The organism is Pseudoalteromonas sp. SIMBA_162 (genome assembly GCF_046535955.1).
GTDB classification, from domain to species: Bacteria; Pseudomonadota; Gammaproteobacteria; order Enterobacterales; family Alteromonadaceae; genus Pseudoalteromonas; species Pseudoalteromonas marina.
This window is the reverse complement of the sequence record NZ_JAWJBQ010000008.1, coordinates 123132-138502: the sequence shown is the minus strand read 5'-3', so window position 1 is coordinate 138502 and position 15371 is coordinate 123132. Positions and strand designations below refer to the sequence as shown.

The 15371-nt window shown below is 39.5% G+C and carries 10 protein-coding genes; 7 read left to right on the top strand and 3 right to left on the bottom strand.

Annotated elements, in window-relative coordinates; all coding sequences use genetic code 11:
- Nucleotides 1-17: 17 nt before the first annotated feature.
- The gene (locus R0J88_RS08305) at nucleotides 18-2678 is read right to left on the bottom strand and encodes an ATP-binding protein (protein ID WP_410899645.1); all 2661 of its coding nucleotides are present in this window, start codon (nucleotides 2676-2678) and stop codon (nucleotides 18-20) included.
- A 424-nt stretch (nucleotides 2679-3102) separates the two neighbouring features.
- Here R0J88_RS08305 and prfC point away from each other — a divergent pair, with 424 nt between their 5' ends.
- From prfC to R0J88_RS08285, 4 genes are all read left to right on the top strand, one after another.
- Nucleotides 3103-4692, top strand: coding sequence for a peptide chain release factor 3 (gene prfC, locus R0J88_RS08300; protein WP_410899644.1), 1590 nt, complete (start codon nucleotides 3103-3105; stop codon nucleotides 4690-4692).
- A gap of 62 nt (nucleotides 4693-4754) precedes the next feature.
- Nucleotides 4755-6497 carry an arginine--tRNA ligase gene (argS, locus tag R0J88_RS08295; RefSeq protein WP_410899643.1) on the top strand — a complete coding sequence of 581 codons (1743 nt, stop codon included), beginning with the start codon at nucleotides 4755-4757 and terminating at the stop codon, nucleotides 6495-6497.
- Between the two features lie 372 nt (nucleotides 6498-6869).
- A complete protein-coding gene (gene pdxH, locus R0J88_RS08290; RefSeq protein ID WP_006791932.1) occupies nucleotides 6870-7508 on the top strand; it encodes a pyridoxamine 5'-phosphate oxidase in 639 nt (212 codons plus the stop codon).
- Between the two features lie 21 nt (nucleotides 7509-7529).
- Nucleotides 7530-8297: a TatD family hydrolase gene (locus tag R0J88_RS08285; protein WP_410899642.1), complete on the top strand. Its 768-nt coding sequence runs from the start codon at nucleotides 7530-7532 to the stop codon at nucleotides 8295-8297.
- On the opposite strand, the gene R0J88_RS08280 is transcribed toward R0J88_RS08285, so the two are convergent.
- On the bottom strand, nucleotides 8264-8884 hold the full coding sequence (locus tag R0J88_RS08280) for an AhpA/YtjB family protein (RefSeq protein WP_006791934.1): 621 nt from the start codon (nucleotides 8882-8884) through the stop codon (nucleotides 8264-8266). The two genes, R0J88_RS08285 and R0J88_RS08280, sit on opposite strands and share 34 nt — an antisense overlap.
- 148 nt (nucleotides 8885-9032) lie before the next feature.
- Between R0J88_RS08280 and serB the strand changes: the two genes are divergently transcribed.
- Nucleotides 9033-10052 carry a phosphoserine phosphatase SerB gene (gene serB, locus R0J88_RS08275; RefSeq protein WP_410899641.1) on the top strand — a complete coding sequence of 340 codons (1020 nt, stop codon included), beginning with the start codon at nucleotides 9033-9035 and terminating at the stop codon, nucleotides 10050-10052.
- 25 nt (nucleotides 10053-10077) lie between these two features.
- On the opposite strand, the gene R0J88_RS08270 is transcribed toward serB, so the two are convergent.
- A complete protein-coding gene (locus R0J88_RS08270) occupies nucleotides 10078-12555 on the bottom strand; it encodes a PilZ domain-containing protein (protein ID WP_058428468.1) in 2478 nt (825 codons plus the stop codon).
- Nucleotides 12556-12913: 358 nt separating this feature from the next.
- Here R0J88_RS08270 and radA point away from each other — a divergent pair, with 358 nt between their 5' ends.
- Both radA and R0J88_RS08260 read left to right on the top strand, forming a co-directional pair.
- Nucleotides 12914-14299 carry a DNA repair protein RadA gene (gene radA / locus R0J88_RS08265; protein ID WP_010555824.1) on the top strand — a complete coding sequence of 462 codons (1386 nt, stop codon included), beginning with the start codon at nucleotides 12914-12916 and terminating at the stop codon, nucleotides 14297-14299.
- Nucleotides 14300-14375: 76 nt separating this feature from the next.
- Nucleotides 14376-15308 carry a hypothetical protein gene (locus tag R0J88_RS08260; protein WP_248518526.1) on the top strand — a complete coding sequence of 311 codons (933 nt, stop codon included), beginning with the start codon at nucleotides 14376-14378 and terminating at the stop codon, nucleotides 15306-15308.
- Nucleotides 15309-15371 lie beyond the last annotated feature (63 nt).

Here is a 15371-nt window from a genome sequence, read left to right as displayed (position 1 = left end):
GCAGGCAGCCAACTGTTTTATTTTGAGTTAATAGCCTGCTGTATTGCCACTATTACTGAGTTTATAATTTCATCTCTTTGTGATTTATCGTTACTTTTTAGGTTTTCTTCAAGGTTGCCAGCGCTTTTGTAAATGGCATCAAAGTTAAAACATCCTGCGCTGCCTTTAACACTATGCGCAACTGCTTTTAGACTTTCCCAATCTTGTGCATGGTGAAATGTTTTTATTTGTTCCAAATAACTGGGTAAGTTTGCTAAGTAATTATCAGATATCTGTTGAAACTTTTCACTTTTTAACAAGTCATCCCACTTATTTTGATTATCCTTTTCAAGGTGCAAGTAGCTAACAAGTACGTTTTCGAGGGCATCTTTATCTATTGGTTTTCCAAGCGCTTTGTCGCAGCCAGCTTCTATATAGGTACCAATATCGTGATTCATTACGTTTGCGGTAAGTGCAATAATGGGACCGTCGTAAGCAGCATGTCGTAGCATTTTGGTGGCTTCAAGCCCACCCATGACGGGCATTTGCATATCCATAATAATGAGTTGATAGTCGTTTACTAGCGCCATTTCTACGGCTTGTGCACCATTATTAGCTATGTCAGGCTCAAGCCCCCAAGTTTGCAACAGCAACTTAATCAGTAGCTGATTATCTGGGTTATCTTCAGCAACCAAAATATTTGCGTCAAAGCTGTTAGTCGCAAATGATAATAGAGGGTCTTTTTCAGGGGTTAATTGTGCATGATCGACAAGCAGCTCAAGCTCGGGTGTTTTGCCTTTTAAGTGGCAAGCAGCACTAATTGAAAATTCACTTCCTTCGCCCACTTCGCTTTCTAGTTTTATGTCGCCACCCAATAAATTTGCCAGATTTTTGGATATACATAATCCTAACCCAGTACCACCAAAGCGACGTGTAGTTGTCGCATCTGCTTGTTCAAACGGTTTAAATACACGAGAAATTTGATGCTCAGACATACCAATACCGGTGTCGGTTATTACAAACTCAATGAGGTTGCTTTTAGCATGATAATGCACACAAATAGAGACATGCCCTTGCTCTGTAAATTTAACGGCGTTGTTGGCCACATTAATTAAAATTTGTTTTAAGCGTGTTACATCAGTGTATATAGTTTGCGGTATTGGTAAGTCAAAAATAATATTAAGTTCTAAACGCTTTTCTTGCGCCAGTGGCGTTATGATTGACTCAATATCATGGACTAACTGCACAACGTTCACAGAGGCTTGCTCTACAGCTAATTTTTCAGCTTCAATTTTAGATAAATCCAAAATATTGTTAATGAGTTCAAGTAAGTGCTTTGAGTTTCGTAAAATAGTACTTAAATGTTGTTTGTCGTTTACTATTTTATCGTTATGTAGCAACTGCTCTGTAAAGCCCATAATAGCGGTGAGAGGGGTTCGTATTTCATGACTCATGTTTGCTAAAAAACGACTTTTAAGTTGGTTAGCTTGCTCTGCTTGAGTAATTGCGAGTTCAAGTTGGCTATTCATAGACTCAAGCGCTTGAGTTCGGCTTTCCACCTTGTCTTCTAGGTGATGTTTGTATTCTTCGAGTTGTTGTTGATAGTGCCTAATTTGATTAACCATGTGGTTAAAGTCGTTAAACAGTATGCCTACTTCATCATCGGTATGAGCGGGTAAGCTTACTGCTAAGTCACCGTCACCTACTCGGTGACTGGCTGCACCTAATAGCTCTATTGGATTTAACAATAGGTTACGTACAACAACAAATATCAAGATAGGTAACGAGATCACTGAAATAATAACAATCAGACCCGTAATTAGGCTAATGGCTTTGCCCGACTGATGAAGTACCGCTTTGGGAATTGTTGATACGTAATAATAGCCGCCGCTCATTTGTACGGCAAAAATCATACGTTCGATTTTATCAATGCTCGATAACTCAATGGTAGAAAGTGAGCCTATGTCGGCCAAATCGCGAACCTTATTAAGTTCATATTCGCTAATGTACTGGCCTCGTAAATTATAATTAGAGCTAAATAGTATTTTACCGTCTTTGGTCAACAATAAATTGAGCGTATTGTTATAAGGCGCTTCTAAAATACTGGTATTTAAAATTGAAGGCTCAACATTTACAACAATAAACCCCAGTTGTTGTGGACGTTTTAGGTAATAACCCACGCTATCTATTCGTTGCACAAAATACAGGCTGGTTGTGCCGTCGGGTTTTTGAACCATAAACTGCTGTTGGCTCAAATTGCTTTGTATAACCTGATTAAAAAAGGGGTAGTTTTTAGGCGCTATGGTTAAATTATTTGAATGATAGGCGTCACTTTTACCACTAGCCGACACTAAATTTATACTAATAATGTCAGGGTAGGCTTCGCTGTAACTGGCAAATACATCCATTAGAGCGCCAAGCCTGCGCGTATAATTTCCGTCTAAAAGTGCGTCATTGGCCAAAAAGTCGTTAAGTACCGGAGAGCGAGAAAGTAGCTTAGTGGTAGAGTGGAATGAGTCTATGTAGTTAAACGCTTTTTGTTGTTGCTGCTCAACAAAGCGGCTCATGATTAGATCGGCTTGTTTTTGCGTAGAGTTAGTTACATTAGTTAACGTAAACCCACCTAAAAATAGCAGGGGCAATATAACAAGCGGGGTTATATACCATAATAATCTAATGCTTAACTTACTGGTTTTCATTAACTAACTAATATCCTTGACGCAATCTTTTTATAGTATGCGTTACAAGTTTATTAAACAAGCCTGCGCTTTACTCATCGCTAAAATATAAACTTTAGTTAGAGGTAACTTCCCCTTTATGCGTAGGTTTTAATTACTTAATTAAGTAAAAGTTTTTATTTTGCTTGAGTCAAATTACAAACTAAACGGCCTGAGTTTAAATATTGATAAAAAAGATCAGTTAATAACTAACCATTGATTGTTTAAAGGGTCAAGATCAGCGAAAATAGTCTTTAATTACGATTAACATAACGGATCGCAAACTAGGGGCTAATTTACTCTTGGTTTTGGTGTGTTGAGGTTTCGGGGTTTAGCAGTTTTAGCCTTTAAACGTCTGCACACTTTATGGTGATATTATCCGTATTCAAACTATAAGAACTTTTTAATGGCAGACCAAAATCTCCTTAGCGAAATAAATAAACGACGTACTTTTGCAATTATATCTCACCCGGATGCAGGTAAAACCACCATCACCGAAAAAGTACTTTTGTTCGGACAAGCGATTCAAAAAGCCGGAACGGTAAAAGGCCGTGGCTCTAATCAGCATGCAAAGTCTGACTGGATGGAAATGGAAAAAGAGCGTGGTATATCGGTTACTACCTCTGTAATGCAATTTCCGTATAACAATGCGCTGGTTAATTTACTTGATACCCCTGGACACGAAGACTTCTCTGAAGATACGTACCGTACTCTTACCGCAGTAGATTCGTGCTTAATGGTTATTGATGCCGCAAAAGGTGTAGAAGAACGTACTCGTAAGCTAATGGAAGTTACGCGCCTACGTACTACGCCTATTGTGACCTTTATGAATAAGTGTGACCGTGATATTCGTGACCCAATGGAGCTACTTGATGAAGTAGAAACAGAGCTCAATATTGCCTGTGCACCTATTACCTGGCCAATTGGTTGTGGTAAAGAGTTTAAAGGTGTTTACCACATTCATAACGACGAAGCGGTTTTATACAAAACAGGCCAAGGTCATACAATTCAAGAAGTTCGCACTGTTAAAGGCCTTGATAACCCAGAGCTAGATATCGCCATTGGTGAAGAACTCGCTGAACAACTACGTGAAGAACTAGAGCTTGTTATTGGTGCTTCAAACGAATTTGACCTTGAACTATTTTTAGCGGGTGAACTTTCGCCAGTATACTTTGGTACCGCCCTTGGTAACTTTGGTGTAGACCATGTACTTGATGGTTTAACACAGTGGGCGCCAACGCCGCTACCGCGTGAGACAGAAGACCGCCAAGTAGTCGCAACAGAAGAGAACTTTACTGGTTTTGTATTTAAAATACAGGCTAACATGGATCCAAAACACCGTGACCGTATTGCCTTTATGCGTATTGTGTCGGGTAAATATAGTCAAGGCATGAAGATGAATCATGTACGCCTTGGTAAACAGGTGAGTATTTCAGATGCAGTAACCTTTATGGCAGGCGATCGTGAGCGTGCAGCAGATGCATTCGCAGGCGATATTATAGGCCTACATAACCACGGTACAATCCAAATTGGTGATACCTTTACACAAGGCGAAAAGCTTAAATTTAGCGGTATTCCAAACTTTGCGCCTGAGCTATTTCGTCGTATTCGTTTGCGCGATCCGCTTAAACAAAAGCAGCTATTAAAAGGTTTAGTTCAGCTTTCTGAAGAAGGTGCAGTACAAGTATTTAGACCGCTCATTAATAACGACTTAATTGTAGGCGCGGTAGGTGTACTTCAGTTTGACGTAGTTGTAGCGCGCTTAAAAGCTGAGTACAACGTAGATGCAATTTACGAAGGCGTAAACGTAAATACAGCACGTTGGGTAAGCTCAACTGATGTTAAAAAGTTTGAAGAGTTTAAACGTAAGTGCGAAAGCAACTTAGCACTTGATGGTGGCGATAACCTAACTTACATAGCACCGAGCCGTGTAAACCTTAATTTATCGACAGAGCGTTACCCAGAAGTAACCTTTAACCATACTCGCGAAAACTAGAATCGACTGACTAAAGTAAACTGAAAGCCTGCTATGGCGGGCTTACAAAGGTAAATAATATAATGAACATTCGTACTATTTTAGTAGAAAAAGCCATTGCCGCCATGACCGCAGCAGGCCTACCAGAAGACACAAACCCAGCGGTTACACAAAGCACACGCCCACAATTTGGTGACTACCAAATTAATGGTGCAATGGGCGCCGCTAAAAAAATGAAAAGCAACCCACGTGAGCTTGCGCAAAAAATTATTGATAACCTAGATGTAACCGACATTGCAGAAAAAACTGAAATTGCCGGCCCTGGTTTTATTAATATTCATTTAAAGCCTGAGTTTTTAGCCAAAAGCGTAGAAGCGGCTAACAGCGATGCAAAGCTTGCCGTAAACGAGCACACTAATCCACAAACTGTCGTGGTAGATTACTCATCACCTAACCTTGCAAAAGAAATGCACGTAGGCCATTTGCGTTCAACCATTATTGGTGATGCCATTGTACGTGCGCTTGAATTTAGAGGCGACAAAGTCATTCGTCAAAACCACATGGGCGATTGGGGCACACAATTTGGTATGCTAATTGCGCATTTAGAAGATCAAATTAGCCAAGGCGTAGACTTAGAGTCGGTAGCGCTTGCTGATTTAGAAACGTTTTACCGCGATGCTAAAAAACGTTTTGACGATGAAGAAGGTTTTGCCGATAAAGCCCGTGATTACGTCGTTAAACTACAAGGCGGCGACGCGCACTGTGAAAAGCTATGGAAGCTATTTATAGCGACCTCTGTTAAGCATTCTGAAGAAGTTTACAAACGTCTAAATGTAACGCTTACCCAAGACGACATTATGGCTGAAAGTGCTTATAACAGTGAGCTTAACGACATTATTAGCTTATTAAAAGATAAAAACATAGCGGTAGAGTCGCAAGGTGCACAAGTAGTATTTTTAGATGAGCTTGCCAATAAAGATGGTGAGCCATCTGCGTTTATCGTGCAAAAATCTGGCGGCGGCTTTTTGTATTCAACCACCGATTTAGCCGCGTGTGATTACCGCTCAAATAAATTGGGTGCTGAGCGTATTTTAATATTTGTTGATGCGCGCCAAAGCCTTCACTTCAATCAAGTGGAGCTTACTGCACGAAAAGCTGGCCTTTTACGCGATGAAACAAGCTACGAGTTTTGCCCGTTTGGCACCATGATGGGCGCCGATGGTAAACCATTTAAAACCCGTACTGGTGGTACTGTTAAGCTTGCCGACTTACTTGAAGAGTCGATTAGCCGTGCAGCAACAAAACTTGCTGAGCGTGAATCTGATTTATCAGAACATGATCGCAGCGAAATTGCGCGTAAAGTAGGTATTGGCGCTGTTAAATACGCTGATCTTTCTAAACATCGTACCAGCGATTACATATTCAACTGGGACAGCATGTTAAGCTTTGAAGGCGCGACAGCACCTTACTTACAATATGCTTATACCCGTGTACGCAGTATTTTCCGTAAATCAGGTGTCGATGCCGCTACGCTAAATGCTGATGTAGCCATAGCCGAGCCGCAAGAAAAAGCACTCGCGCTTAAACTACTGCAGCTTGAAGAAGTGCTTGATTTAATGATCTCAGAGGCTACTCCACACGTATTATGTGGGTACTTGTACGAGCTTGCTAGCCTATACATGACGTTCTACGAAGCCTGCCCAGTACTCAAAGAAGGCGTAGAGCCAAGCGTACGTGACAGCCGTTTAGTGTTGTGTAATTTAGTGGCAGATACGCTAAAAACTGGATTGGATTTGTTAGGCATTGAAGTCATGGAGCAAATGTAATCACCGTCGTATTTTAACCTAATACTGCGTTATCCACCCCGACTTATCCTAATCACATACAAACCGTATGCTCATAGGGATAAGTAGGGGTGAATGCCTTGTCTTAGGCTAAACTACCTAGGTGTACGTCTGCTTCGTGTAGTTCGCCTTGTCAGCACTCCTACACTTGCAGATGATTTTAGGCTTTACTTGACGAACTCTTGTAAGTTAATTAATTGTGTAGCTGATAGCACCGTAGGTTGAGTAGAGTGAAACGAAACCCAACACTAAACTAACATTAAACAAAACATTTTTATTTTTGCTCTTAAAACGATTAACAGCCTGACCTTAACTTACCCACATACGCTTTAATAAACAGAGAAGGATTTGTTTATGAAACTCGAAGACATCCGCCGTGAATACCTGCAAGACGCGCTAAGCGAAGATAACTTGCAAGATGATCCATTCAAACAATTTGAAACGTGGCTTGAGCATGCTGTGGGCAGTAATATCCCAGACCCAACGGCCATGGTGGTCGCTACGGTTGATGAAACCGGGCAACCTTCACAGCGTATTGTATTGTTAAAACATTTAGACGATAACGGGTTTGTATTTTTTACTAATACCGGCTCACGTAAAGCACAAGAGCTAAAAGGCAATAACAAAATATCGCTGCACTTTCCGTGGCACCATATGGAGCGCCAAGTGATTGTATACGGTGAGGCAAAACCATTACCTACATCAGCCGTGGCAAAATACTTTTTATCGCGTCCTAAAGAAAGCCAATTAGCAGCATGGGCGTCGCAACAAAGTAGGCCAGTGTCGTCGCGAAAAGTACTTATGGAAACCTTTGCTAATATGAAAAGCAAGTTTGCTAAAGGTGAAATCCCATTGCCTGATTTTTGGGGCGGTTACTGTGTAGTGCCTACTAAAATTGAGTTTTGGCAGGGTGGTGCACACCGTTTACATGACCGTTTTATGTACCAGCGCCAAGCAGATAACAGCTGGCAAGTTACACGCTTAAACCCTTAATAAATTGATGATTAAGTAACCGTGCAATTTATTGACTCTCATTGCCATCTCGACTTTAGCGAGTTTGATTCAATTCGTGAATCGCTCATAAACGAGTGTATAGCAAAGGGAGTCAATCAGTTTGTTGTGCCGGGTATTACGCTCGCTCAATCGCATACTCTTATCAAACTCAAAGCTACTTTTCCAAGTATAAAAATAGCAGCAGGGTTACATCCTTACTTTTTAGATCAACATAAAGAATCGCACATAGAGGCACTTTTTGAGTTCGGGGTTGCAAATAAGCATCATTTAGTAGCTATAGGTGAGTGTGGGCTTGATAGAAGTATCGAAGACCTTGCAAAGCAAACGAGATTGTTTGAGCAGCAAATAAAAATTGCTAATGAGCTAAATTTGCCGCTTATTGTCCACCATCGGCAAAGTCATGATTTAATTGCGCAATCGTTTAAACGCTGTAAGCCAAAATATGGTGGAGTGATACATGCGTTTTCTGGCTCACTACAGCAAGCACAGTATTATATTAAACAGGGTTTTAAATTAGGCGTGGGTGGGGTTATAACTTACGAGCGCGCAGCTAAAACCCGTAATGTAATTACTCAAATTGAACCTCAGCACTTAGTGCTCGAAACCGATTCGCCCTCAATGCCACTAAATGGTCATCAAGGTGAGATTAATACGCCGCTTCATATCCCAAATGTGTTCAACGCTCTGTGTAGTTTAAAACAAAGTAGCGATAAAGAGGTGCTAGCTAAAATGCTCTACGACTCTTGCTCTGAGGTTTTTCGTATATAGCGGTTTACTTGCCAACGCTTTAAGCCACGCCCCAATTGCCATGTAAAAATACATGCAATAACTAGCATTAATAAAACCTGACGACCCAAATCATGAAAATGGCTGTGGCTGTCTGAAATAGCAGCTCGTGTTAAATAGGTTACCGAAACAAACCCTAGAGGGCGATCATCATCGCTTATAACGGGTTCAACAAATGGTGTTTTAAGTTTACTTATTCCTGGAGTCGATTCTGGAAGTTGACCTAAAATATGGTGTGACTGCCAATTATCACTGCTGGCGACTAGAATCCCCTGATGATCATAAATGGTAGCCGACAGTACAAATTCGTCTTTAGCTATGTCGTTACAAATAGTGTTTAACTGAGGTTTGTTTTTTTCTATCAGTGGTGTTTTAACATTTAAAGCCATAAATTGAGTTAAGCTTTGTGCTGTGTTGTCGGCGCTATCATATAATAACTGATGGCTTTGAAAGCTACTATTTACACCTACCCAACTAAGCAATACAAAACAGCCAGCAGCTAATAATAACCGTAAAAGTCGTTTCTTTTGTGATGCCGATATTGGATTTTTAAGATGGTTATTTTTCATAGTCACCGTATATGCTACTGACAGAGTTTTGATTTGATGTTACAACTACTACTATAACCTTAAATTAACCCCGATGGCGAATTTAGCATTCATATTACCGCTTCAATTCGTTTTATATCAGTGGAATAAAAATAAACACGGAGATCCTATGTCGCAAATCAGCATGGCACAGCTTACTTCTCAGCAATCATTGTCAATGTTAACGCTCAACCAATGGTTTGCTCATAACAACGGGATTTTTACACTATTTGATGGTGTTCCAAATACACAAACAGGGTTGTTTAGTATTGCATTTGCAGGTGACTTTAATGCGACAAGTATAGATACGTTTATTCAGTTTTTAGCTCATCATGGGCAAACGGTCACAGCATTATGCCAATACCAGCCTGATTTAGGCTTATCTCCAGCACTGTGTTTTTATACTCAAAATACAACGCAATCTATTAATCCATTAACGCTTAAAGCGTTTTCAGAAACACTAGAGTGCCAATTAGTACAAATTAATACACCGCCTAACCTTTTCGAGCCGGGTTTGTTAGTGATGGATATGGATTCAACAGCGATTACTATTGAATGTATTGATGAAATAGCACGCTTAGCAAATGTGTACGATGATGTGGCATCTGTAACAGCCCTCGCAATGGCAGGTAAACTTGATTTTAGTGAAAGCTTAAATCAACGCGTAGGTAAGCTTAAAGGGATTGAAAAAAAACTTATTGAAGAATTAAAAAATACCTTGCCACTAATGCCGGGCATAAAAGCCTTGTGCCAAGTACTAAAACATCACAATTGGTATTTAGCAATTGCATCGGGCGGTTTTGTGCCATTTGCAGAGCGTGTTAAGGAGTTAATTAATTTAGATGAAGTACATGCAAATGTGCTTGAATTTAAAGATGATAAATTAACTGGTAAGGTACTTGGTACGATTGTGGATGCACAGCAAAAAGCGGTTATTTTAGAGTCTTTGCAAGCTAAGCTCGGACTTGAAAAAATACAAACAGTGGCGATTGGCGATGGTGCAAATGATCTCGTTATGATGGCAAAGGCTGGGCTTGGGGTTGCTGTTCATGGTAAACCAAAAGTAGTTGAGCAAGCGCAAGCAGCTATTTGTAAAGGCTCGTTATTACAGTTACTTTATATGCTCGCTATTCCGTTAAACAAAAAATAACGATGGCATATTAGCGTTAAACCGCTTAGCGAGAGCGGTTTAACCAAAGCAGTTTACGACGGCCCATTTGGTCAACCTTTTGTTGATCTAACTCAAAATGACTTAAAGCTTCTTCTGTAATATCAACCACATCACCCACACCTGTTACCGACCATAAAGCTTCTTCCAACTCTTTAGCTTTATGTAACGCGTATTGACTCACATAGCTAAGCTCGTTGGATAGGTAATCTGTATCTGGGCGACCAGTACGTGAAATATATAGTCGCATAACAAATATAATTTGAGACTTAATCCCCTTGCTAATTTGTTCATTAAAGCTGCTGTAATCTTCACCTAATATACACTGGCTTTGAATAGCTTCGGTGACTTTATCTTGTCGGGGATCAAAATTGATTGCCAGTGTAAACGCAAGTGGCGGATCTTGTCTGCTGCGATCTTTTATATTTGGGGTGATCACATTTAAAATTTGCTCGTTAGTTATTATACTCGACACGTCTGTTTTATTGCTCAGTAAACCAAAGTTTTGTAAAAGTACATGCAGCGGGCTTGAATATAAACCATAACCAATTGCACCCACTTTAAAATGTGCCGCTTCTTTGTGTAAATACAGCGGAAATTGGCAAACGCTTTTTGTTACCATGTTTCTAAGTGCTGTAGAGAGTCCTTCAATTTTAGGAGCCTCTTCACTTACCTTTAATTTATCTTTGTTATTTTCAATTAATTGTGTAAAAAAACTAACGCCAGCATGGGGTAAGTCAGCCACTCTATTGGCTTTTAAGTTAACGGTGGTCAGTGACTTACTGATAGCCATAACCTCGTACTTGAGTTCGTTTAATGCATGCTTTTTAGTTATTTTTTGTAAATCAGGGAATGTTAAAAAGACAATGTCGCCTTTTTTAAAGCTAACAGGCTGATCGCACTCTAGTTGTAGCCCCATGACTGAAAAATCGCGCGTATGTCCACTTAATACCGTATCATTTATGTGTAATTTAACGTCGGTTTTGTATAAATAGCGTTTATGCGAACGTAAATTTACATACTCAAGCGCAACAATGTCTAAATAGGGAGCCGTTTTATGTTTGGCATGCCCAAAAAGTTTAAGCTGATTGACCAAAGCTTTATCGTAAGTTATTTGTTTATAACGCAATTGCTCAACGCTATTACCTACACTAGTTAATACAACAATATATTTTACGTCTTTAACTAACCCTTCAACACGAGGCGAAGGAGGTTTGTTAAGTTTTTCAATGTTACTACCAGCAGAATTTGGCAGTGAAAGTGGTATGTAAGCATCATCAGGATGGCTCGGCATTATCTGAATTTTAAAGCATTGCCAGCTTTCTTTTTGACTACCAAACCCTAAAAATAAATCACGTAGTTTGGCATTGTTGTTTAATTCGGTGCGGGTTGCTGAATAGTAATAAATCTTTCCAGAGGACACATGTGTAAAGGTATACAGGTAATCTTCTTTAACCGCTGTTGGTTGCGTTAATAACCCACTGACCCGTTTATGGTTAAGCACGTTGTATAAGCAAGGTACACTTCTTTCATCGGTAAAGTAGCGCTGAATAAAAATATTATTTTCGGTTGTTAGGCTTAAACTAGGATAATACTGATCGTCTTTTTTACTTAAAAACACATACAATGAAGTAACACGAGGTATGTAATATTGCTCATAACCTTTTGATACAACCGCATCGAGTGTGTTATCTAAATTAACTTTGTAGCGGCGTTTATTTCCGTGAATAAAGCTTTCTAAAAAGTTATCAAAGGCTTCATTATTTTCAACGTAAGTTCGCTTTAAACGAATATGATTAAATTCACGTGAGATATTCTCAACGGCAACTACTTCATATTGAATGCCATTTTTTAAACCCAGTTCAAAGTCTTGCTCTAGACCCACCAAACGCATTGCTATTAGTTGGCCTTTTCTGATTATGTTTCGCTTTGCCAGCTTTATTTTACAGCCGCTCAAAGAAATATCAGAGGTACTTGCTTTAATATTTTTCTTATCGTTATATTCAATAGTAACTTTTATTGAATAATTCATTCTTTCTTCTGCACGGCTTTCGTAAGATGCAAATTTAATAACATTAGTATTTAGTAAATCTTCTTGCTCTTGCTTATTCCCTTTTTCGGCGGCTTCTTTTTGCATTACGCGGTGGTTATTTTCCGTATTCATAACCGCTTCGTAAACAGCAAGTGTGTATTTACCATGCTGTTTTAATGCGCTTTCAAACACTTCAATGGCCGTTTCATCCATAAAGTGCTGTTTACCATTATGTTCGTAAGGTTTTACTTGTCCTGTAACTAAACCGCGTAGATCAATAAAGCGCTCGACAGGCTGAGAAAGGCGCGACATCTCCATTTTAATTAAAAACTGTTCAGGCTTCGTAAGCTCTGCTGTTTTTGATTTGAAAATTAGGTCAAACTTGGCGTTGCCTAAATATTGTTTTAGCTCATTCACGAGGGACTCGTGTTTGAGCATGATGTCATCAGCCATTTATAAAACCATCACCGTCTCTTTGAAAAAGTAGGTATACTATTAAATCCATTTATTAGAAATTCAATAAACGTGAACCGTGCTATGTTATTAATATAGGTACGGTTTTGGAGCAACTACCATTTAGTTTTTGTTAGTATGTATTATGTGCCATTTTATTGGCAAGTTACTTTTATTTAATTTTAAAGCAAAAACTGTGCCCTTAGATATATAAAGGTAAAACAGTTAATTAGGTAATGATTGTGGCTTAAGAAATTTGTACAGGCAAGCTATGTTGCTATGTAAATAGATGAAATGGCAAAATAACAACAAAACAGTACGCATTTTTAAATTCAATGATTAATAAATAAGGTTATTAATGGCTAAAGCGGCAAAAGTAGAGTTTGTTTGTACAGAGTGTGGCATGAACTATCAACGTTGGCAGGGGCAGTGTCGTTGCGGTGCGTGGAACACGTTAGCTGAATTTAAACCTTCAGCAGGACAAAGTAAGAAAGCAACAGCGCGCTCAAGTGTTGGCGGTTATGCCGGAGGTATTGGCGGTGGTTCTAAAAAAATTAATGACATAGCAACTGTTGAAGCTGAAAAGCAACTCACAGAAATAGGCGAGCTTGACCGTGTTTTAAGCGGTGGTGTTACTACGGGTTCTGTAAATATTATTTCGGGCGATCCTGGTGCGGGTAAAACAACGCTTTTATCTGACTTGGTAGCAAGAATGTCAAAGCGTATGCCGTCTCTTTACTGTACCGCTGAGGAGTCTTTGTCGCAGTTTAAAAATCGTGTTAACCGCTTAAAGTTAGACTATAACGCCGATGAGCTTTATTTGCTTTCAGAAACCAGCGTTGAGACTATTATTGAAGAGCTTGATAAAAATAAAATAAAGTTTGCAGTCATCGACTCCATTCAAGCCGTTGTTACAGATACTGCAAATGGCAGTCCAGGCTCTCCTTCGCAAGTTAAAAGTGCCGCTCAAGCATTAACTCAATATTGTAAGCAGAATGATGTGACCATGTTTATTATTGCTCACGTGAATAAAAATAACGAAATTGCAGGCCCGCAAACCTTGGTGCATATTGTTGATGCGCTATTACACATAGACACCAATGATGGACAAATACGTACCCTACGTGCCAATAAAAACCGCTTTGGTGACATTGATACTGTGGGTATTTTTAAAATGTGTGAGCGTGGAATGTTAAGCGTAGACAACCCGAGTGAGATATTTTTATCGGGCTCGACGACTGAATCCCCGGGGTCGTCTATTACCTGTATCCGTAAAGGTAATCGGAATCTATTGCTTGAAATACAATGTTTAACAACAGAAACCGAGGCTGAATTTCCACAGCGTGTTTGTGTCGGTTTAAATATGAACCGCATAAAAATGCTCACAGGTATTTTACGTAAACATACAAAAACAAAAATATTTCACGACACCTTTTTTAATATTGTGGGTGGTTTAAAAATTGATGAATCAGAAACCTGTATAGATTTAGCCCTTGTTACTGCGTTACTAAGTAGCTTGAACGAATTTGTTGTGCCTCGAACCACTTGTATTATGGGGGAGTTGAGTTTAAACGGTGATGTGCGCCCAATAGACAGCGGCGTACCACGAGTTAAAGAAGCTGCACAGCATGGTTTTACAGAAATATTTATCCCGTTTCGTAACTACCATAAATCAATGGAAGGCCTAGGCGCTAAAATAATTCCAGTAAAAACGGTACATGAGTTATTGAGCCTGATTAATTAACGCTTACAGCGACTGGTATGCAATGTTACTCTTGGGTTAATACCATTTTTATAAAAAAATAGAATAAGGAAATAACATGAAAAAATTAATTATAGCAGCAGCGATTATTGCCGCAGGTGTTGGCGGCGTTAGCTATGCTAACTATGTTGCAACCCAAGAGGTTCGTGCTGAAGTAGACAAGCAGCTGGCCATGGTGAGTGAGCAAACGGGTGCAACATTTAAATATGCTGGCTTATCTGCAAGTGTTATTTCAAAAAGTGTTGAAATTACAAGTATGGAAGTAATAAGCCCTGAGGGCGAGAGTGTAGCCAACGTTCAAAGTATTGAAGTTAAAGGCTACGAAACCGATAAAATTTCACCGCATACATCGCTTGATGTAAAAAATCTGACGCTCAGTAAAGACTTTATTGCCACACTGCCTGCTGACACAAATGCCATATTAGCATCAGCAAGTTACAATCTGCATTCATCTCTTGATTATAATGAAGAGTCGGGTGAAAGCGATATGGTTGTAAAGCTCAATGCTCAAGATGTGGTCAGTTTTAATATGGACTTAGGGCTAGCTAATTCTAAACCGCTTATGGATACGTCGCTTGCGATGAGCAAAGAACAAAAGCAAGCGGGTGATACCCCTCTAACTTATGAGCAGCAACTGCAACAGCAAACACGTATGATGCAAGCAATGAGCAAGCTTGAACCCCGTAACGCAAGCTTTGTTATAAATAACCAAGGTAAACTTAAAGAGTTATTAGAAAGTGAGCTTTCAAAGCAAGGTATGACTATTGAGCAAATGCAAGCAATGTTAGCCCAGCAGTTAGAGCAAGCGCCTGTAACTGAAGAAATAGCGAATGCGTTAACCAGCTTTGCCAGCGGTTTAAATTCGTTAACTGTTTCAGCAAAATTGCCTGAAGGCCAAACTATGATGGAAGTTAACCAGCAATTAATGATGCTAGCTGGTAAGCCAGAAGAACTGGTTAAGTTTATAAATTTAGAAGTTAAAGGCGACTAATCACGATAAGTTGTTAAATCATAATTTAAAAAGCCGCACTTGTTTAATCAAATGCGGCTTTTA